Raw genomic sequence first — 19,867 nt, 5'->3', positions numbered from 1 at the left:
CGGCGGCAGGCGTTTGCTGACAAACCCCCAGTAGAGCCGGGAGCACGGCCGCCCGGGAGGAGGATTACCATTGAGCGGGAATCGACAGGAGGAACAGTGGCCAACTCCGCATCCGGCGAGTCGATCATCGGCCGCTTCGTGAAAATCGTGAGCGCCTTCGATGACCGGCACCCTGCCATGAGCGTCGCCGAGCTGGGGCGACGCACCGGCCTGCCGGTGACCACCACCTACCGACTGGTCAACGACCTGCTGCTCGAGCGTCTGCTGGAACGCGACCCCGACGGGGACATCCACGTCGGCACGCGGATGTGGGAACTGGCCTCCCGCGGTTCCAAGATGCTGGGCCTGCGGGAAGCCGCGCTGCCATTCATGGAGGATATCCAGGCCGTGGTGCAGCACTCCACCACACTGGGCATCCTCGATTCGGACGAGGTCCTGTACATCGAGCGGCTCGGCTCGGACAAAACGATCGTGGACATCACCAAGATCGCCGGCAGGCTGCCGGTCCACGCCACATCCTCGGGACTGGTACTGCTGGCACACTCCCCCGCCGCGTACCAGGACGCCTTCCTGGCCCGGCCGCTGACGAAGTTCACCGAGACCACCCTGACCGAGCCGGCCGCGCTCCGGCGCCACCTGGCCGAGATCCGGCAGCGTGGCTTCGCTGCCATGCCGGGAGTGATCGTTCCCGAGTCCAGCGGCATCGCCGTGCCGGTGTTTGGCTCCGACAACACCGTCCGCGCCGCGCTCAGCGTCGTGGTGCCGCGCAACGAGGAGAACGCCCCGGCCCGGGTGCCCGTGCTGATGGCCGCGGCGCGCGGGATCTCCCGGGCGCTGGGCTGGCGGGGCGAGCTGAAGGGCACTCTTCGCCAGAGTCACTGAGCAAGGCCACTGAAATCCGGTTTTGCCGTTCATCGGCAATTGTGTGGTTCGCCTCACAGGTCCCCTGCCACGCTGGCTGGGAAGCAGCGATGAGGCTGCAGGATCACGAGGAGCAACACATGAATCCCATCCAGAACCGCGTGGCCGGAAAGACCGCCATTGTCACCGGAGGCCGCGGAGACCTGGGCAGTGCCACCGCCGCCCTCCTTGCCGAGCACGGCGCGAAGGTTGCCAGCCTGGACGTTGCCGGCATCCCGGCCGCCGCTGCCCACCAAAACATCAGTGAGTACGACGTCGATGTCACCAGCGAGGCCAGCGTAGCCGACGCCATTCGCCGGGTCCGGGACGAACTGGGCACACCGGACATCCTGGTCAACGCCGCTGGCATCATCGGCCCGGCAGGAGCCTCGCACACGGCCTCGACGGCCGACTTCGACACGATTTTCAGCGTCAACGTCAAGGGCGTCTGGCTGATGACCAAGCACGTGGTCCCCGGCATGATCGAAAAAGGCACCGGCAGCATCGTCAATTTTTCCTCCATCCACGGCCTCACCGGCGGCCGGAATGTCCCGCTCTACCACGCCACCAAGGGCGCTGTGCGGCTTCTGAGCAAGTCGGACGCGGCGGCCTACGGCGGTTACGGCATCCGGGTCAACTCCATCCACCCCGGATCCATGAACACCAGGATGAGCCGCCGCTCCGCGGAGCAGTCGGACATCGGTGCCGAGGCCTACTACAAGCAACTGGTGGGCTCCAACCCGCTGCCCCGCCAGGGCGAACCGGACGAGATCGCGTACGGCGTGCTCTACCTGGCCTCTGACGAGTCGCGCTTCACCACCGGTTCAGAGCTGGTCATCGACGGCGGCTACACAGCCGTCTGACGCCGGACCACCCCAGCAGCTCCCACCTGCGGCAGCACCCATCATTTTCCTTTTGAAAGGCAACACCCCATGAAATTCGTCAACGGCACCCCCGCGGACACTTACGACGTCGTCGTCGTCGGTTCCGGTGCGGGAGCACTCACCGCGGCGGCCACCGCCGCCCATGCCGGCAAGTCCGTCGTCGTCCTCGAAAAGAGTGACCTGCTGGGCGGGACCTCGGCCGTGTCTGGCGGCATGCTCTGGGTGGCGGACAACCATCACGCACGGAAGGCCGGGATCACCGATTCCAAGGCAGCAGCAGCGGCGTACGTGCGCGCCGTCGCCCGCGGCAGGGGCCGTGAGGATCTGCTGGACGCCGCCCTGAACTACGGCGACCAGATGCTGCGCTTCGTCGAGGAGGAGTGCGGCGTCCGCTTCATCTTCCTCGACAACTTCCCCGACTACCGGCAGGATCTCCCGGGTGCAGTGGCGGGCGGCCGCACGATTGAGCCGGAGCTGTTCAACAGCACCGAAGCGCTGGGCGCCCTCCGGGTGCACGTGCGCAGTGACGGCCGCGCCCCGTTCACCATGCAGGAATACGAAGAGTGGGGCGCCTTCACCAAGTTTCCGTGGGAGGACTTGGCCAGCCGCCAGGAGAAGGGCCTCGTTGCCAAGGGGCAGGCGCTCGTTTCCATGCTGCTCGCCAGCCTGGTCCGCGACGGAGCCACACTCGTCACCGGGGCCCGCGGGCACCGCCTGCTCACCGATGGTCCGCTCACCGACGGCGGCCGGGTGACCGGCGTCGAACTGGAAACCGGTGAGGCGTTCCATGCCCGCGAGGGCGTGGTGCTCGCGACAGGCGGCTTCGAATGGGACAAGGCCCTGGCCGACTCGATGCTCGCGTCCCGGCTCCACACCATGTGCTCGCCACCCTCGAACACCGGTGACGGGCTGCGGATGTCGCAGCGCATCGGCGGCCAGACCCGCGGCACGCGCGAGGCCTGGTGGGCGCCGATGTCCGTCACCGGCGACACCCGCGACGGCCAGCCGGTTGGCACCCTGCTGCGGTTCGAGCGGCAGGGCCCGGGCTCCATCATGGTGAACCGCCACGGGCGCCGCTTCGCCAACGAGTCGCAGAACTACAATGACCTCGCCCGCAGCCTGCAGTCCTGGGACTCCGCCGCGAACCGCACGCTGAACACCCCGGCGCACGTGATCGTGGACCACGGCTACCTGGAGCGCTACGGCATCCTTGCCCACCGCGCAGGCCAGCCGACGCCGGGTTACCTGATCGAGGCGCCCACGCTGGCTGAACTCGCCGCGAAGATCAGCATTCCCGCGGAGAACCTGGAAGCCACAGTGGTCCGGTTCAACGAGTTCGCGGCGCGGGGCGAGGACCCCGACTTCGGCCGCGGCGAAAGCGCCTACGACAAATACTGGGGCGACGCCGACTGCCCGTGGCCGAACCCGTCCCTGGGTCCGCTCGAATCCGGGCCCTTCTACGCGCTGGAGGTGGTGAACGGCGCCTTTGGCACCAACGGCGGCGTGGCTACCGACGGGTCAGCCCGTGTGCTCGACGTCGACAACAGCCCCATCCCGGGCCTGTTCGCCGCCGGCAACACCACGGAAAACGCCTACGCGGCAGGCTACCCCGGCGCCGGCGCCACCCTCGGACCCATCATGACCATGGGCTACCTCGCTGGCCGCACCCTTGCCGGCCAGTCCCCGGATTACCGGTCCCCAGAGGACCAAGCAGCCCTGTCACCGGTGGCCGGGCTTGTCGAGGCGGGCGTCTGAAATGATCCGCCACACCGTGCTCTTCCAGTTCAAGCCCGGCTTCCCGCCGGCCGACCGGCAGGCCTGGATTGACGGGCTCAACACCATGGCCGGAAAGATCCCCGGCATGCTCAGCCTCAGCCACGGCCCTGACGTCCTCAACACCGAACGCTCCTTCGACTACGCCATCGTGGCCGACTTTGAAAGCGTCGAGGACATCGCTGTCTACAACACGCACCCCCTCCACGAGCCGCTAAAGGCGTACTCGTTCCCCAACAGCCGGCAGATCCTCGCGGTGGACTTCCACCTTCCGGACCCTACGCCGGCACCCATTGAGACAACGCAGTCTTAAGGAGATTCCCGTGACCACTACCCCATCACCGCAGGTTCCGCTGCAGGCTTCCCAGCCGCCCCCGCGGAAGACGCCCCGAAAGGCAGCCCTGGCCTCCTTCCTCGGCAGCACGCTGGAGTACTACGACTTCTTCATCTACGGCACCGCCGCCGCACTTGTGTTCCCCCACCTGTTCTTCCCCTCCGCGGACCCGGCCATCGGTCTGATCGGCGCCTTCGCCACCTTCGGCGTCGCGTACGTGGCCAGGCCTGTTGGCGGACTGGTGATGGGACATTTCGGCGACAAACTGGGCCGCAAGAAGATCCTGCTGCTGACGCTCGGCATCATGGGCCTGGCGTCCCTCGGCATCGGATTCCTGCCCACCTACGAACAGCTCGGCGTCTGGGCCCCCATCCTTCTGGTGGCGGGCCGGCTGGCCCAGGGCTTCTCCGCCGGCGCGGAATCGGCGGGCGCCTCCACCCTGACGCTGGAACACTCGCCCGAAGGCAGGCGCGGGTTCTTCACCAGCTTCGTGATGACGGGTTACGCGTCCGGCATGGTGCTGGCCACCCTGGTCTTCATCCCAGTTACGGCACTGCCCCGGGAGGCCATGATGAGCTGGGGCTGGCGCATCCCGTTCTGGCTCTCCATCGTGGTGCTGGCCATCGCTTACTGGGTCCGCACGCATCTGGACGAAACACCGGTCTTCGAGGAGGCCCAGGAACGCCGCCAGGTGGCCCCCATGCCCGTCAAGGAAGTGCTCCGCTTCCAAGCTCCAGACGTGTTACGGGTGGCGGGAATGTCCATTATGTCCGTGATGCAGACCATCTTCACGGTCTTTGGACTCGCCTACGCCACCTCGGGCGCGGGATTTGACCGGGCGGCCATCCTGACCGTGAACGCAGTGGCCATCGGCCTGTCCATGTTCGCCATGCCGCTGGCGGCCAGGCTGTCCGACCGGGTCGGCCGCCGCCCTCTCCTGCTGACGGCCGCGATCGGCTGCTCCGTCACGATCTTCCTCTACTTCCTGGCGCTGTCCTCCGGAAACATCGTGCTGGTCTTCCTTGCAGCCTTCGTGAACATGACGGTGCTGTACTCGGGCTTCAACGGCATCTGGCCGGCATTTTTCGCCGAACAGTTCGCGGCGCCCGTCCGGTACTCCGGAATGGCGCTGGGGAACCAGTTCGGCCTGGTCCTCGCCGGCTTTGGCCCGATGATCGCCGGGATGCTGCTTGCTCCCGGAGTCTGGGGCTGGGTGCCGGTGGCCGTCTTCGGCACCGTCTGCATGCTCATTGCGGCAGGATGCGCGTTCTGGTCAAGGGAGACTGCCGCCACGCCCATTGCGGAGCTCGGAGGACCATACCTGGAAGGCACCGCACGACGGCGGCAGGCCGAAGCAGCAGGGCAGCAAACACCGTCGCGGCAGCCGTCCGTCGATGTGCGCTAACCTGCACGCCATGAACGCCCACGACAACGAAGCCGCCGAGGCGTCCGCCTCCGAGCCGGCGCTTGCGGCACCCTCACAAGCGGTGGAGCCCGGCGAGCTCACCACCGCCCCGTGGCTGGGCCTGCACTACTTGCCCGAAGGCAGGTAACACCCCGCAGCTTCCGCGCCGGGATGGAAGCACAGTCAGCAGCCGGTCAGGGCCCGCCGCGGCCGCTCCTGCCGGTAGCAATAGCGGGACACCTCAGAGAAGCCTGCCCGGGAGTAGAGCTCTCGGGCAGCGGTGTTCGACGCCATCGCCAGCAGCCAGTAGCCGGCCAGTCCCCGCTCCGCACCCGCACGGACCAGGGCCTGCTGGATCCGGGTGGCGTAGCCGCGGCGCCGGGAGTCGGGTCTGGTGGCCATGCAGTACAGCCCGCCCCAGCTGGCAGCCCCGCCGGGATCAGCGGTCCAGCCGTTAACAACAGCAAGGCGTCCGACGGCGGCCGGCCCGCCGTCGTCGTCCCTCACCAGGGCGTACAGCGCCGGGCAACCGGTGAGGATGGCACGGGCGGTCTCCAGCTCGGCGGCGCCGCCGCGGCCGTCCACGGACCACCACAGTTCCAGCCATTCCGCTGAAGGATGCTCCGAGATTTCGACGCCGGCACTTGCCGGAAGACCGTCCTGCGGCTCCGCACGCCGGGACATGACCAGCGTTTCGGACTGCCTGGTGTAACCCAGGCTGTCCAGCACGGCATTCAGCGGGGCGGCGCCGGCATGGTCGAAGATCTGGTAGATCACCGGCAGCCGCCGAAGCCGGTACCAGGACGCGGCGTCCCGGACGGCCGCGGCGTCGTCTGCGGCAGGCACCCGAGGCCAGACGGAGTTCGCCCGCTGCGTTACACCACCGGCCGCGCGGAGCACCCACTCGCCGGTGTCGTGACGTTCGGGCGCGGGCCAGGCGGCATCCATCAAGGCTTCCAGACCGGACAACACTTCCACGCGGGTATCCTCCATCCGCCGCAGCTGTGCAGTAAAGGGCAGCTGTCCTGTAAAGAGCAAGAGCTCCCCGTTTCCGGGGAGCTCTTGCTGCGTTCAGCCAACCAGCTTTGTTGAAGCTAGTCGGCCTTCTTCTCTTCGGGCTTCTTGGCCTCGGGCTTGAAGTCGACGCCGGCCTCTTTGCGCTGCTGCGGCGTGATCGGCGCGGGAGCCTGGGTCAGCGGGTCGTAGCCGTTGCCGGTCTTCGGGAAGGCGATAACGTCGCGGATGGACTCCACGCCTGCCAGGAGGGCCACCACCCGGTCCCAGCCGAAGGCGATGCCGCCGTGCGGCGGGGCGCCGTACTTGAAGCCTTCCAGCAGGAAGCCAAACTTGGTCTGCGCGTCTGCCCGGTCCAGGCCCATCAGCTCGAAGACCCGTTCCTGGACATCGCGCTCGTGGATGCGGATGGAACCGCCGCCGATTTCGTTGCCGTTGCAGACGATGTCGTACGCGTAGGACAGGGCCGACTCCGGGTCCTTGTCGAACGTGTCGAGGAACTCGGGCTTGGGCGAGGTGAAGGCGTGGTGGACGGCCGTCCACTTGCCGGCACCCACGGCCACGTCGCCAGAGGCCACGGCTGCAGCGGCCGGCTCGAACATCGGCGCGTCCACCACCCAGCAGAAGGCCCAGGCGCTGGGGTCGATCAGGCCGGTGCGGTGGCCGATCTCGACGCGGGCGGCACCGAGCAGTGCGCGGGCTGCAGACTTCTCGCCGGCGGCGAAGAAGATGCAGTCGCCGGGCTCGGCGCCTACGGCACCGGCCAGGCCTTCACGCTCAGTGTCCGTCAGGTTCTTGGCCACCGGACCGGCCAGCTCGCCGTCTTCCTTGAACAGGACATAGGCCAGTCCCTTGTGACCGCGCTGCTTGGCGAATTCCTGCCAGCCGTCCAGCGTACGGCGCGGCTGGGATGCCCCGCCGGGCATGACCACGGCGCCGACGTACGGGGCCTTGAAGACGCCGAAGTTGGTGTCCTTGAAGAACTCAGTCAGCTCGGTCAGCTCCACGCCAAAGCGGAGGTCCGGCTTGTCCGAGCCGAACCGCGCCATGGCGTCGGCGTACGTGATGCGCTGGATAGGGGTGGGGATCTCGACGTCGATCAGCTTCCACAGCGCCTTGACGATGTTTTCGCCCAGCGAAATGATGTCGTCCTGGTCCACAAAGCTGGCCTCGATATCCAGCTGGGTGAACTCAGGCTGGCGGTCCGCGCGGAAGTCCTCGTCGCGGTAGCAGCGGGCGATCTGGTAGTACTTTTCGAAACCACCCACCTGCAGCAGCTGTTTGAACAGCTGCGGGGACTGCGGCAGTGCGTACCAGGACCCCGGTGCAAGACGGGCCGGAACAACGAAGTCGCGGGCGCCTTCCGGCGTCGAACGCGTCAGCGTCGGGGTCTCGATCTCCACATAGCCGTCCTGGTGGAGGAGTTCGCGGGCCACGCGGTTGGCCTCAGAGCGCAGGCGCAGGTTGCGGGCGGGGCCGGGACGGCGCAGGTCCAGGTACCGGTGCTTGAGCCGTGCCTCCTCCCCCACTTCCACGTGCTCGTCGATCTGGAAGGGCAGCGCGTCGGCGGTGTTGAGGATGACCACCTTGTCCGCCATGACCTCCACCTCGCCCGTGGCGAGGGCAGCGTTCTCGTTGCCTTCCGGGCGCTTGGAGACCGTGCCCGTCACCTGGAGCACGTATTCGTTGCGCAGCCCGTGGAAGACCTCTTCCTCACGGACCACCACCTGCGCCACGCCCGAGGCGTCACGCAGATCGACGAATGCGACACCACCGTGATCACGACGGCGGCCGACCCAGCCTGCCAGGGTTACGGTTTGTCCAATGTGCTCGGAGCGAAGGGATCCGAGGTCATGTGTGCGCAGCACAGCATTCCTTTCAGAAGGAAGACAGAATGAAGTATAAAGACGATCGTTGCGGAAACGATCCCGTCCGAGTTTACCCGTTTGAAAGGTTCCCGCCCCGCCATGACCAAGCACCAGCAGCTGCAACGAAGGCTGGGTGTGGCCGACGCAACAGCGATCGGGCTCGGATCCATGCTCGGCGCCGGCGTTTTTGTCGTCTTCGCACCGGCAGCCCGGCTGGCCGGAGGGCTGCTCCTCGCGGCCATAGCCCTGGCCGGCGCCGTGGCGTACTGCAATGCCGTCGCCTCCGCCCAGCTCGCGGCAAAGTATCCGCAGAGCGGCGGCACCTACGTCTACGGCCGGAAGCAGCTTGGCGAATGGCCCGGTTTCCTCGCCGGCTGGGGTTTCGTAACGGGCAAGTCAGCCTCCTGTGCGGCCATGGCCCTGACCTTCGGCCAGTACGTTGCGCCGGGATTCGCCACCCCCGTGGCCGTAGCCGCGGTCGCCACACTGACCGGCGTGAACCTGCTGGGCATTACGCGGACCGCCTTCCTGACGCGCATCCTGCTGGCCGTGGTCCTGGCCACCCTGGTGTTCGTGGCTGCGGCGAGCATTGTGGGGCCGCATGCAGCCGACGGCGGGACAGCTTCCGGACCGGTCGCCGGACAGGCCGGCAGCGGCTGGGGCATTTTGCCCGCCGCGGGGCTGATGTTCTTCGCTTTTGCCGGGTACGCGCGCATTGCCACGCTCGGCGAGGAGGTGAAGGATCCGGCGCGGGTCATTCCGCGCGCGGTCCTCGGAGCCCTGGCCGGCGCCCTGGTCATCTACCTGCTGCTGGGGGCGCTGCTCCTGGCGCATCTTCCGGTTAATGTGCTTGCCGCCTCCACGGCGCCGCTGCTCGACGCCGTGGAACAGTCCCGTCTGGCCGCCGGAGCGCCCGTGGTCCAGGCGGGTGCCGCCGCAGCCTCGCTCGGCGCTCTGCTGGCCCTCATCACCGGGGTGGGGCGCACGGCCATGGCGATGGCGCGCGAACGTGACCTCCCCGGTCCCCTGGCCCGGCTGGGCGGGCGCCATCCGGTGCCGGTAACCGCGGAACTGGCGGTGGCCGCCGTCGTCGTCCTGCTGTTGCTGACCACCGACGTGCTGACGGTGGTGGGCTTTTCCAGCTTCGGCGTCCTGCTGTATTACGCCGTGACGAATGCCGCCGCCTTCACGCTCCGGGACCGGCCCCGGCACGCGCCCAAATGGCTCAACGCCGCCGGGCTTGCCGGGTGCCTGGTCCTGGCTTTCACCCTGCCGGCCGCCTCGGTACTAGGCATGGCGGCCGTCATGGCCGCCGGACTCGCCGGGCGCGCCGTCGTGCTTGCGTGCAGGAAGCCGGCGCGGCGGTGATCAGCTCGCCGGCGCGGCGTTGACCTGGACGCGGATGTCCTCGTCCGACGGCGTCCACGTCGCGGGATCAGCGTCGACCTGCTCGCCGGAGCGGATGTCCTTCACCTGGTGCTTGCCGTCCTCGTCCGTGAACCAGACGAAGGGGATGCCGCGCCGGTCCGCGAACTTGATCTGCTTGCCGAACTTCTCGGCCTTGGCGGCCACCTCGGCGGGGATGCCGCGGCTGCGCAGCTCCGTGGCCACGTCCTGTGCTTCGCCCCAGCTCTCGTCGGAGGTGAGCGCCACGAACACTGCCGTGGGCACGGAGCGGGAGGCCTTGGCCAGGTCCTGGCTGAGGATGCGCGAGACGAGCCGGGTCACGCCAATGGACAGCCCGACGCCGGGGAACTTCCGGTTTCCCTTGCTCGCCAGGGCGTCGTAGCGGCCGCCGGAGCAGATCGATCCGAGCTGCTCGTGGCCCACCAGGACGGTCTCCACGACGGTTCCGGTGTAGTAGTCCAGGCCGCGCGCGATGCTCAGGTCCGCGACCACCTTGCCCGGAACCCGCTTCACGGCAGCCTCGATCACCTGTTCGAGTTCGTTCAGGCCTTCCTCCAGGAGGTCGTTGCTGACCCCGAGCGAGCGGACCTGCGCCACGAAGGACGTGTCCTCGGTCTTGATCCCGGCAAGCTTCAGCGCCGCCTGCGCCTGCTCGTCGGTGGCGCCTAGCTCGGCCTTGAGCAGCTCGGCTACCTTCGCCGGGCCGATCTTCTCGAGCTTGTCGATGCTGCGCAGCACACCGGCGGTGTCGGTCAGACCGATGCCGCGGTAGAAGCCCTCGGCGAGCTTCCTGTTATTGATGCGCAGCCGGAACTCCGGGATCGGAAGCGCGCCAAGCGCCTCCGCGATGACGAGGGCGATCTCGACGTCGTAGCGGAAGGGGAGCTCGCCGTCGCCCACCACGTCAATGTCAGCCTGCGTGAACTCGCGGGCGCGGCCTTCCTGCGGGCGTTCCCCGCGCCAGACCTTCTGGATCTGGTAACGGCGGAACGGGAAGGCCAGGTAGCCGGCGTTTTCCACGACGTACCGGGCGAACGGCACCGTGAGGTCAAAGTGCAGCGCCAGGGCATGCGGATCGTGCTTGCCCTTCCCGGCTTCCTCCCCCTCGTCGTCCTGGAGCCGGCTCAGCCCGTACACCTCTTTGTCGATCTCACCCTTGCGGAGCAGCTGGCCAACGGTTTCGACGGCGCGGGTCTCGATGGATGAGAAGCCGTGCAGTTCGAAGGTGCGGCGCAGCGAGTCCAGGACATGCTGCTCCACCAGCCGCTCCTCGGGAAGCCACTCGGGGAATCCGGACAGGGAGGCGGTGCGTGCCATGGTGGAGTTTCTCCTCAGGTAAACGAAGGCCGGGGCCGCTGCGCCTTGTTCCGCGTCGACATGTGAACCAAACGGCGGCGGCAGCGGCGAGAGTCCAGCCTGTTCTGCATAAACTTATGTGCGGCAGTCAGTTTATGCTTTCGGCGCCTGCATCTCTAACACGGAGGCCGGGCGCTGGCGGGCTGCCGCAGCGCAATCTGCAGCCGGGGATGCCTTCAGGGGCTAGCCCGGTCCGGCGGTGACGATCAATGAGGAGGACCCGTGGCGGCCAGTCCACGCGAAACACGCGAAGCCAAGAGGCGCATCCAGCAGATGGAGGCCAAACGCGAGCTTCGCCGTGACCAGGAGAAGCGCCGCAAGCGGGACAACCTGGTAGCGGGAGGTGCGGGAGCCGCAGCGGTGATACTCGCCGTCGTACTTCAACTGACGGTGTTTGCCGGGAACCCGACCGAAGCCGAATTCGCCGCCGCCGAGGCGGACCTGGCGACGCCGTCCGCACCGGCATCCCCCGACGCGACTCCGTCAGCGTCCCAGACAAATGCTGCAAACATCCCCAAGCCGGCGACGGCGGCCGGCAAGACGTTCACCGGCGAACTGAAGCTGAACAGGGGAACCCTCGGCGTGCAGCTGGACGGCACCAAGGCCCCACAGGCCGCCGCGGTGTTCAAGTCCCTGGCGGACCAGGGCTACTACAAGGGCGTCAGCTGCCACCGCCTCACCACTGGCGAGAACTTCGGCGTCCTGCAGTGCGGCTCCAAGACCGGCGATGGCCAGGGCGACCCCAACTACACCTGGGGGCCGCTGGAGAACACGCCGGCAGACAACAAATATCCCGCCGGTACCATCGCGGTGGCCCGTACGGGCAACAACGCCTACGGCAACGGCACGCAGTTCTTCATCGTCTACAAGGACACCGCCATTCCGGCCGACTCCGCCGGCGGCTACACCATCGTGGGCAAGGTGACCTCTGGCCTGGACACCGTAACCAAGATTGCGGCGGCAGGTCTTAAGACGGGCGAAAACGGCACGGACGGCGCACCTGCGGAACCAGTCACGATAGACTCATTTTCTCTGAAGTAGGAACCTTGTGGCGCCAGCGGCCACCGGCGACTTGCCAATGAGTATTTTCCTCCAAGCGAAAGACTTTTAGCGGTGACAGACAGTCAGAAATCCGACGAAACAGCAGCCGAAGTGACCGAGGTCCAGGCTTCCCCGGAATCAGTGGAAGCGGCACAGGCCGTGGATGGCGCACAGTCCGTGGAAGCGGCCGAGCCCGTGCAGGCGACGCAGCCCGACGAGGCGGTACAGTCCGACGAGGCAGTAGAGCCTGGGGATGCGGCTCAGCCCGACGAGGCAGCAGAGCCCAGGGATGCGGCACAGCCCGACGCCACGCAGGAAAGCGCCCAGCCGGAGGCTGAGCAGGAAAAGCCGGAAGCCAGCCCCGCACCGTCACCGCGTCCGACGCCGGCACCCCGGCCCGCGCCGACGCCGGCCGCCTTTGCCGCCCGGCCCAAGGCAGGTCCGGCCGCCACAGCGGTTCCGGTGCAGGCACCGCCATCCACCTCGCTGGCTGAAGCCGCGCGCTGGGGCCGCGTTGAGGGCGACGGCCACGTCTTCCTGACCATCGACGGCGAAGAGCACCCGGTCGGTCAGTACCCGGACGTCAGCAACGACGAGGCACTTGCCTACTTCGCGCGGAAGTATGACGACATCGTCGCCCAGATTGTCCTGCTGGAACAGCGCGTGGCCTCGAAGGCCCCCACCACTGACATGCAGAAGACCGTGACGCACCTGCGCGAGCAGCTCGCTGAACGGAACATGGTGGGCGACATCCGCTCTGCGGAGAGCCGGCTGGACACCCTGTCCACCCAGATCACCGAGCTCGAGAAGGCGGAAAAGGCGCAGCACGACGCCGTTCGTGCCGCCGAGCTGGCCGCCCGTGAGGCCATCGTGGCCGAGGCCGAGGCCATTTCCGGAACCGATCCGGCCCAGGTTCAGTGGAAGACGTCCAGCGCCCGCATGAACGAGCTGTTCGAAAGCTGGAAAACCGCGCAGAAGAGCGGGGTTCGGCTGGGCCGCAGCAACGAGGATGCGCTGTGGAAGCGCTTCCGGGCCGCCCGGACCGTCTTCGACCGGCACCGCCGCGCCTACTTCTCCCAGCTGGACAGCAACAACTCGGCGGCGAAGTCGGCCAAGGAGAAGCTGATTGCAGAGGCCGAGGCGCTGTCGACGTCCACCGACTGGGGCTTCGCTGCCGGGGAATACCGCCGGCTGATGGACGAGTGGAAGGCATCACCGCGTGCCAGCCGCAAGGATGACGATGCACTGTGGGCCCGGTTCCGCGCCGCGCAGGACGTCTTCTTCAGCTCCCGCCAGGCAGCCAACGACGAGATCGACCAGGAATACGCTGCGAACCTGGTGGTCAAGGAGGCTCTCCTCGAGGAGGCATCCGGCATCGTTCCGGTCAAGGACATCGCCGCCGCCAAGAAGGCCCTGCAGTCCATCCACGACCGCTGGGAAGAGGCAGGCAAGGTTCCGCGTGCGGACATGGGCCGGATCGAAGCCGGTCTGCGCCGGATCGAGGATGCCGTGCGCCAGGCCGAGGACGAGAAGTGGCAGCGCTCCAACCCGGAGACCAAGGCCCGCACCAACAGCGCCCTGAGCCAGCTCGAATCCGCCATCGCCGGCCTGAAGGATGACCTGGCCGAGGCAGAGAAGAAGGGCGACCAGCGCAAGATCAAGGCCGCCCGGGAAGCCCTGGAAGCCCGCCAGGCATGGCTGGACCAGATCCAGCGTTCGGCGAGCGAGCTCTCCTAGGCAACATTTACTCTTCTGAGCAGGAAGGCCCCGTTCTGGTTATCCACATAACCGGGGCGGGGCCTTACCCGTCAAGGCCGCATCCGGAAGGATGACGGAATGGCACCGTTCTCCCAGCCCCCTGTTTTTTCGCAGACGCGGGGGGATTCCCCGCCCGCGGACTCCCCTGTACAGCCGCTGGAGCTCTATTCGCCGGGGCTGCCCTTCACCTGGCCGGAACTGCAGTCCATGGCGGCCGACGGCGTGCTCACGCAGCTCTATCAGCACGGCTACACCGTTCCCGGGACTGCGGCCTCCCCGCAGCTGCGGGCACGTGCCGCTGCCCACGGGGTGCCGGCGCCGGTGCGGCGACGCGTGGTGGCGGGGCGGATGACGGCGGCCTGGATTTACGGGTGCGCCCGGGAGCCGGACCGGTTGGCCCTCCTGGTGGACGCCAAACGCCGCATCTCCAGCCTCCGCTCCACCCGCGGCTGCACGCTCCACGAAGTCCGGCTCGGACCGTTCGACGTCGTCAGCCTGGGCGGCCTGATGGTCTCCAGTCCGCTCCGCACGGCACTGGACATCGCCTTGCATGTGGAGGCCGAAAGGGCAGTTCCTGCCCTGCGGCTGCTCCTGGAGAAGCCCGAACTCGATGTCAGGCTCCGGCTCCTGGTCCTGGCGGTCGAGGCGATGCCACGGCTGCCGCACAAGAACGCGGCACTGGAGAAGCTATCGCTGTTAGCTCCTCCGGTGGTTCCCCGTGGTCCGGTAGACGTCGAACACCCCGTCGATCCTCCGCACGGCACTGAGCACGTGGCTGAGGTACTTGGGGTCGCCCATCTCGAAGGCAAACTTTGAGATGGCCACGCGGTCCGTGGACGTGTGGACACTCGCCGCCAGGATGTTCACGTGGTTTTCCGAAAGTATGCGCGTGACGTCGGAGAGGAGCGACTTCCGGTCCAGCGCCTCCACCTGGATCTCCACCAGGAAGACGCTTGACTGCGTCGGAGCCCAGTCCACGTCCACGATCCGGTCAGGCTGGTCCTTGAGGCCCGCAACGTTGGTGCAGTCGGTGCGGTGCACCGATACGCCCGAGCCGCGCGTGACGAAACCCAGGATCGGGTCCGGCGGCACGGGGGTGCAGCAGCGGGCCAGTTTCACCCAGACGTCGCCCACGCCGCGGACCACCACGCCCGAATCCGAGAACCGGGCTTTGCTGACCTGGGTGGGGATGCTGACTTCGGTGAGATCGTCATCGGGTGTTTCGTTCCCGCCGAGCATCTCGACGAGCTTCTCCATGACGTGCTGCGCCGAGGTGTGGCCGTCGCCCACGCCAGCGTAGAGCCCGGAGATGTCGACGTACTTGAATTCCTCCGCCACGGCAGCCAGGGCGTCGTGGGTCATGAGGCGCTGCAGCGGCAGGTTCTGCTTCCGCATGGCCCGGGTCAGCAGCTCCTTGCCGCGGTCAATGGCCTCTTCGCGGCGTTCCTTGCTGAACCACTGCCGGATCTTGTTGCGCGCCCGGGCGCTCTTGACGAAGTGCTGCCAGTCCTGGCTGGGGCCGGCGCCCTCGGCCTTCGAGGTGAAGATCTCCACCCAGTCGCCATGGTTCAGCTCGCTGTTGAGCGGCACGAGCTTGCCGTTGACCCGGGCTCCGATGGTGCGGTGGCCCACCTCGGTGTGCACGGCATAGGCGAAGTCCACCGGCGTGGACCCGGCAGGCAGCGCCATGACCTCACCCTTGGGCGTGAAGACGAAAACTTCGCGGGCGTTGATCTCGAACCGCAGCGAGTCGAGGAATTCGCCGGGGTCGGAGGTTTCCTGCTGCCAGTCCACGAGGGATCGCAGCCAGCCCATGTCGCCGTCTCGGGGGCTGCCGGGTCCGGTGGCAGTCCGGTTTGGCTGGTCCTTGTACTTCCAGTGCGCTGCGACGCCGTACTCGGCGCGGCGGTGCATCTCGTGCGTCCGGATCTGGATTTCAACCGGCTTGCCACCAGGGCCGATTACCGTGGTGTGGAGGGACTGGTACATGTTGAACTTCGGCATCGCGATATAGTCCTTGAACCGGCCAGGCAGCGGGTTCCAGCGCGAATGCAGGGTGCCCAGGGCGGCGTAACAGTCTCGCACCGAGTCCACCAGGACCCGGACACCCATGAGGTCGTTGATGTCGTCGAAGTCCTTGTCCCGGACGATCATCTTCTGGTAGATCGAGTAATAGTGCTTGGGCCGGCCGGTGATCGTGGCCTTGATCCTGGCGGTGCGCAGATCGTCGGCGATCTGGTTCCGGATCACGCTGAGGCTCTTTTCGCGCTCCGGCGTTCGGTCGCCCACCATGCGGACGATTTCCTCGTACACCTTGGGATACAGCGCCGCGAAGGACAGGTCCTCAAGCTCCCACTTGATCGTGTTCATGCCGAGCCGGTGAGCCAGCGGCGCAAAGATTTCCAGGGTTTCCCGGGCTTTGCGCGCCGAGGACTCGGCGGAAACGAACCGCCAGGTGCGGGCGTTGTGCAGCCTGTCCGCAAGTTTGATCATCAGGACGCGGATGTCCTTGGCCATGGCCACGACCATCTTGCGGACGGTCTCGGACTGGGCTGCCTCGCCGAAGCTGACCTTGTCCAGCTTGGTGACGCCGTCAACCAGCATGGCGACTTCGGGACCGAAGTCGGCCCGGAGATCCTCAAGGGTGTAGGGGGTGTCCTCGACGGTGTCGTGCAGCAGCGCAGCCGCCAGGGTGGTACCGCTCAGCCCCAGCTCGGCGAGGATCGTCGCGACGGCAACGGGATGGGTGATGTAGGGGTCACCGCTCTTGCGTTTCTGCCCGCGGTGGCTTTGCTCCGCCACCACGAACGCCCGCTGAATGAGGTCGAAGTCTTCCTTGGGGTTGTTCGCCCTAACGGTCCGCAGCAGCGGCTCCAGGATGGGTGAGTAAGTCGCCGTGCTCCGGCCCGTAAGCCGTGCCAGGCGGGACCTCGTGCGCTCACGCCGGCCCGGGAATGTGGGCCGGACGCCAGAGTTGTCCACGGGCACGGCCGGCGCCGGGCGCCCGGCAGCCACCAGACCAGTCTGCTGTCCCTGGCCCTGACCGTTGCCTCCGGCAGCCGCTGGCGCCGACGTCGAACCCTCTTCCAATGAAGTACCCCTCACGACCCGTTTAATTATCCCAGTGTATTCCCGCTCCGGGCCCGACCGATAACCGCGTCCGTCACCAACGGCCCAGGCCCGTACGCAGCGGAGCACGCGGACGGCCCGGCGGAAGGCACACAGGCGCTTAACCGGAGGCGCACAAGCGCTTAACGCAAAGGCCGGATGCCGTCACGGGGACGGCATCCGGCCTAAGGGCAGGTACGGGGACTAGGCTTTAGCAGGCTCGGCGGCTGCAGCCTTGGCTGCGGCGTCCGCGCGGCGCTGCTTGACGCGCTGGGCCTGCTTGACCAGCGGCGCCTCGCCTTGGCGCAGCCAGGCGTACATCGGCGCGGCGATGAAGATCGTCGCGGCGGTGCCGATCAGGATGCCGACGAACAGAGCCAGTGAAAGATCGCGCAGGGTTCCGGCGCCCAGCAGGCCGGCCCCGATGAACAGGATCGCCCCGACCGGAAGGATGGCAACCATCATGGTGTTGATGGAGCGGACCAGGGTCTGGTTGACGGCCAGGTTGACCTCCTCGCCGAAGGTCCGGCGAGTGGAAGAGTCAATGTCGGCCGTGTTTTCACGGATCTTGTCGAACACCACCACGGTGTCATAGAGCGAATAGCTGAGCACCGTCAGGAACCCGATGATCGCCGACGGCGTGACCTCGAAGTCGCTGAGGGCGTACACACCGGCCGTAATGAACATCGTGACGACCATGCCCGCGATCGCCGAGAGGGACATCTTCCAGGTCCGGAAGTAGAGGGCCATCAGGACCGTCGCGAGGGCAACGAAGACCACCAGGCCAATCAGGGCCTGTTTGGTGACGTCGGCGCCCCAGGTGGGGCCGACGAAGGTGGACGTCACCTCGTTGTCAGTCACGCCGTAGGCCTTGGTGAGGCCCTCCTTGATCTTGAGGGTCTCGTCGTCGGAGAGCTTGTCCGTCTGGATCCGCATGGTGGTTCCGGCAACGTTGGCGACGCGCGGCACACTGCCGGGAACGACGTCGTGGACGGCCTTCTCGCCCAAGGACGCCTCGGTGGTCTTGACGTTGGATACCGTGAACTCGGAACCGCCGCGGAACTCGATGCCCAGGTTGAAGCCGCCCTTGACCACCGGGATGAGGATGGACAGCGCGACCGCCACGGCGGCCACGATGAACCAGATCTTCTTGGACCCGACAAAGTCATAGGAACGCTTGCCCGTGTAGAGCTCGTTGCCGAATTTCGCGAAACTGGACATTACTTGCCCTCCTTGGCCGGGCCCTTGGAGGAACCGGCGAGCTGCTCCTGCTGCTCCGCGCGGCGGCGTTCAGCGATGGTCATCCGGCGCTCAGCCTCGGCCGCGGCACCGGTGTTCTTGGCGCGCACCACTGACGGCCTGTCCTCGGGGCTGCGGAGCCTGCCGGCGCCGCGGTAGAGCGGCACCGCACCGAGGCGCTCGGGGTCAAGACCGGAGAACTTGTGGCCCTCGCCAAAGAACCGGGTCCTGGCCAGCAGCTGCAGCGTCGGGTGAGTGAACATGAACACGACGATGAGGTCGGCGATGGCGGTCAGGCCGAGGGTGAAGGCAAAGCCCCGGACGTTGCCGACGGCCACGAAGTACAGCACCAGTGCGGCCAGGAGGTTGACCGCCTTCGATGCCAGGACGGTCCGCTTGGCCCGCTTCCAGCCGTTCTCCACGGCCGACACCAGGCCGCGGCCTTCGCGGAGCTCATCGCGGATACGTTCGAAGTAGACGATGAACGAGTCCGCGGTCTGGCCGATTGACACGATGATGCCGGCCACGCCGGCGAGGGATAGCCGGTAGTTTTCGGTCCAGCCAAGGACGGCAATGGCAAGGTACGTGAGCGCACCCGCCACCACCAGCGACGCAATGGTGACGAAGCCCAGCGCACGGTACTGGAACAGGGAGTAGACGACCACCAGCAGCAGACCGATCAGGCCGGCGAGGAGGCCCATCCGGAGCTGCTCACCGCCGAGGGTGGCGGAGATCTGCTGCTCGCTCTGGATGTCGAAGCTAATGGGCAGGGCACCGAACCGGAGCTGGTCGGACAGCGCCTTGGCGGACTGCTCCGTGAAGCCGCCGGTGATCTGCGGGCGTCCATCGGTGATCACTGCCTGGGAACGCGGTGCCGATATGACCTGGTCATCCAGGACGATGGCGAACTGCGACTTCGGATCGCTGCCGGTCTCGCCGCCCGCGGCAACGTAGAACTGGTTGAGGCGTTCGGTGACCGTCTTGAACTTGGCCGTACCCTCGGCGTTGAACTGGATGTTCACAGCCCATTCGTTGGTGACTGCACCCTGGGCGCCCTGCTGGAGCTGGAACGTCGAGCCCTGGATCTCCACGCCCTTGACCTCGACCGGACCCAGGATGTACTTGATCGCAGGTGTCTGGTCCGTGGCGGGCTCACAGGTGACCAGCGGCTTGGCCGGGTCTGAGCGTTCCTGCTTGTCCTGGGCCGGGTTGTCACAGTCGAGGGCTTCGAACTGCTTCTGGATGTCCGCGGTGATCCAGTTTGAATCGCTGGCGTTCGTCGGCTTGGCCGTCGGTTTCGGCAGCTGCGCGGCAGGCGTCCGTTGGTCGGCCGGAACCACGGCCCCCGGGCCCGTGACGAGGACGGGGCGGAAGTTCATGTCCGCTGAGGCCTGGATGAGCGCGCGGGTCTGCGAGGACGGAGTGCCGGGCAGGCTCACCACCACGTTGCGGCCGGACTGCGTGCTGATCTCGGCCTCGGCAACACCGGAGCCGTCCACACGCTGACGGATGATGGCCACCGCCTGGTTGAGCTGCTCCTCGTTGATGTCCGAGCCTCCCTCAACCTTGGGTGCCAGGATCATCTGGGTGCCGCCCTCCAGGTCCAGGGCAAGCTTCGGGCTCCAGCTGGCAACCCCGGACATCGTGCCGCCCGCAAGGACGGCCGTCATGGCAGCCAGGATTACGCCAAGCCAGACCAGCACCCGAAGGGATGGTTTATTGCGGCCAGTTCGTGCCATTGCCTATCTTTCTATTAATTGCGGATGGCCGCCGGGGCGAG

At 67.1% G+C, this 19,867-nt stretch carries 16 protein-coding genes; 10 read left to right on the top strand and 6 right to left on the bottom strand.

The window, feature by feature from the left end:
• Nucleotides 1–96: 96 nt before the first annotated feature.
• From DBZ45_RS19135 to DBZ45_RS23035, 6 genes are all read left to right on the top strand, one after another.
• The gene (locus tag DBZ45_RS19135) at nt 97–882 is read left to right on the top strand and encodes an IclR family transcriptional regulator (protein ID WP_111905413.1); all 786 of its coding nucleotides are present in this window, start codon (nt 97–99) and stop codon (nt 880–882) included.
• Between the two features lie 119 nt (nt 883–1,001).
• A complete protein-coding gene (locus DBZ45_RS19130) occupies nt 1,002–1,763 on the top strand; it encodes an SDR family NAD(P)-dependent oxidoreductase (protein ID WP_223257166.1) in 762 nt (253 codons plus the stop codon).
• 69 nt (nt 1,764–1,832) lie between these two features.
• On the top strand, nt 1,833–3,539 hold the full coding sequence (locus tag DBZ45_RS19125) for an FAD-dependent oxidoreductase (RefSeq protein WP_111905412.1): 1,707 nt from the start codon (nt 1,833–1,835) through the stop codon (nt 3,537–3,539).
• Between the two features lies 1 nt (nt 3,540).
• On the top strand, nt 3,541–3,870 hold the full coding sequence (locus DBZ45_RS19120) for a Dabb family protein (protein ID WP_111905411.1): 330 nt from the start codon (nt 3,541–3,543) through the stop codon (nt 3,868–3,870).
• Nucleotides 3,871–3,880: 10 nt separating this feature from the next.
• Nucleotides 3,881–5,296 (top strand): MFS transporter, encoded by a 1,416-nt coding sequence (locus DBZ45_RS19115; protein WP_223257165.1) that lies wholly within the window; start codon nt 3,881–3,883, stop codon nt 5,294–5,296.
• 10 nt (nt 5,297–5,306) lie between these two features.
• Nucleotides 5,307–5,444 carry a hypothetical protein gene (locus DBZ45_RS23035; protein ID WP_190243198.1) on the top strand — a complete coding sequence of 46 codons (138 nt, stop codon included), beginning with the start codon at nt 5,307–5,309 and terminating at the stop codon, nt 5,442–5,444.
• 35 nt (nt 5,445–5,479) lie between these two features.
• Here DBZ45_RS23035 and DBZ45_RS19110 read toward each other — a convergent pair whose 3' ends face one another.
• Both DBZ45_RS19110 and aspS read right to left on the bottom strand, forming a co-directional pair.
• Complete coding sequence (locus tag DBZ45_RS19110; RefSeq protein WP_440130538.1) at nt 5,480–6,244, bottom strand: GNAT family N-acetyltransferase; 765 nt, start codon at nt 6,242–6,244, stop codon at nt 5,480–5,482.
• Between the two features lie 146 nt (nt 6,245–6,390).
• A complete protein-coding gene (gene aspS, locus DBZ45_RS19105; RefSeq protein ID WP_111905410.1) occupies nt 6,391–8,178 on the bottom strand; it encodes an aspartate--tRNA ligase in 1,788 nt (595 codons plus the stop codon).
• 99 nt (nt 8,179–8,277) lie between these two features.
• On the opposite strand from aspS, the gene DBZ45_RS19100 reads away from it, so the two are divergent.
• Complete coding sequence (locus tag DBZ45_RS19100; RefSeq protein ID WP_111905409.1) at nt 8,278–9,546, top strand: APC family permease; 1,269 nt, start codon at nt 8,278–8,280, stop codon at nt 9,544–9,546.
• On the opposite strand, the gene hisS is transcribed toward DBZ45_RS19100, so the two are convergent.
• The gene (gene hisS, locus DBZ45_RS19095; protein ID WP_111905408.1) at nt 9,547–10,902 is read right to left on the bottom strand and encodes a histidine--tRNA ligase; all 1,356 of its coding nucleotides are present in this window, start codon (nt 10,900–10,902) and stop codon (nt 9,547–9,549) included.
• Between the two features lie 261 nt (nt 10,903–11,163).
• Here hisS and DBZ45_RS19090 point away from each other — a divergent pair, with 261 nt between their 5' ends.
• From DBZ45_RS19090 to DBZ45_RS23430, 3 genes are all read left to right on the top strand, one after another.
• Entirely contained in the window at nt 11,164–11,982 is an 819-nt protein-coding gene (locus tag DBZ45_RS19090) for a peptidylprolyl isomerase (protein ID WP_111905407.1), read from the top strand.
• 72 nt (nt 11,983–12,054) lie between these two features.
• Complete coding sequence (locus tag DBZ45_RS19085) at nt 12,055–13,719, top strand: DUF349 domain-containing protein (protein ID WP_111905406.1); 1,665 nt, start codon at nt 12,055–12,057, stop codon at nt 13,717–13,719.
• A 99-nt stretch (nt 13,720–13,818) separates the two neighbouring features.
• The gene (locus tag DBZ45_RS23430) at nt 13,819–14,556 is read left to right on the top strand and encodes a type IV toxin-antitoxin system AbiEi family antitoxin (RefSeq protein WP_262982875.1); all 738 of its coding nucleotides are present in this window, start codon (nt 13,819–13,821) and stop codon (nt 14,554–14,556) included.
• Here DBZ45_RS23430 and DBZ45_RS19075 read toward each other — a convergent pair.
• From DBZ45_RS19075 to secD, 3 genes are all read right to left on the bottom strand, one after another.
• Nucleotides 14,437–16,830, bottom strand: a complete 2,394-nt coding sequence (locus tag DBZ45_RS19075) for a RelA/SpoT family protein (RefSeq protein ID WP_111905405.1) — start codon at nt 16,828–16,830, stop codon at nt 14,437–14,439. The two genes, DBZ45_RS23430 and DBZ45_RS19075, sit on opposite strands and share 120 nt — an antisense overlap.
• A gap of 222 nt (nt 16,831–17,052) precedes the next feature.
• Complete coding sequence (secF, locus tag DBZ45_RS19070; RefSeq protein WP_111905404.1) at nt 17,053–18,069, bottom strand: protein translocase subunit SecF; 1,017 nt, start codon at nt 18,067–18,069, stop codon at nt 17,053–17,055.
• Nucleotides 18,069–19,826, bottom strand: a complete 1,758-nt coding sequence (gene secD, locus DBZ45_RS19065) for a protein translocase subunit SecD (RefSeq protein WP_111905403.1) — start codon at nt 19,824–19,826, stop codon at nt 18,069–18,071. Before secD ends, secF begins: the two co-directional genes overlap by 1 nt.
• Nucleotides 19,827–19,867 lie beyond the last annotated feature (41 nt).

Source organism: Arthrobacter globiformis (assembly GCF_003261175.1).
In the GTDB taxonomy this organism is placed as follows: Bacteria; Actinomycetota; Actinomycetes; order Actinomycetales; family Micrococcaceae; genus Arthrobacter; species Arthrobacter globiformis_A.
Note: the sequence above shows the minus strand (reverse complement) of the source record. Positions and strands in the feature narration are given on the sequence as shown.

Excerpts from the sequence above, each read along its gene's own strand:
- DBZ45_RS19130 (WP_223257166.1), top strand. The coding sequence starts at position 1,002 with ATGAATCCCATCCAGAACCGCGTGGCCGGAAAGACCGCCATTGTCACC.
- DBZ45_RS19125 (WP_111905412.1), top strand. The coding sequence starts at position 1,833 with ATGAAATTCGTCAACGGCACCCCCGCGGACACTTACGACGTCGTCGTC.
- DBZ45_RS19120 (WP_111905411.1), top strand. The coding sequence starts at position 3,541 with ATGATCCGCCACACCGTGCTCTTCCAGTTCAAGCCCGGCTTCCCGCCG.
- DBZ45_RS23035 (WP_190243198.1), top strand. The coding sequence starts at position 5,307 with ATGAACGCCCACGACAACGAAGCCGCCGAGGCGTCCGCCTCCGAGCCG.
- DBZ45_RS19110 (WP_440130538.1), bottom strand. The coding sequence starts at position 6,244 with ATGGATGCCGCCTGGCCCGCGCCCGAACGTCACGACACCGGCGAGTGG.
- DBZ45_RS19100 (WP_111905409.1), top strand. The coding sequence starts at position 8,278 with ATGACCAAGCACCAGCAGCTGCAACGAAGGCTGGGTGTGGCCGACGCA.
- hisS (WP_111905408.1), bottom strand. The coding sequence starts at position 10,902 with ATGGCACGCACCGCCTCCCTGTCCGGATTCCCCGAGTGGCTTCCCGAG.
- DBZ45_RS23430 (WP_262982875.1), top strand. The coding sequence starts at position 13,819 with ATGGCACCGTTCTCCCAGCCCCCTGTTTTTTCGCAGACGCGGGGGGAT.
- secF (WP_111905404.1), bottom strand. The coding sequence starts at position 18,069 with ATGTCCAGTTTCGCGAAATTCGGCAACGAGCTCTACACGGGCAAGCGT.
- secD (WP_111905403.1), bottom strand. The coding sequence starts at position 19,826 with ATGGCACGAACTGGCCGCAATAAACCATCCCTTCGGGTGCTGGTCTGG.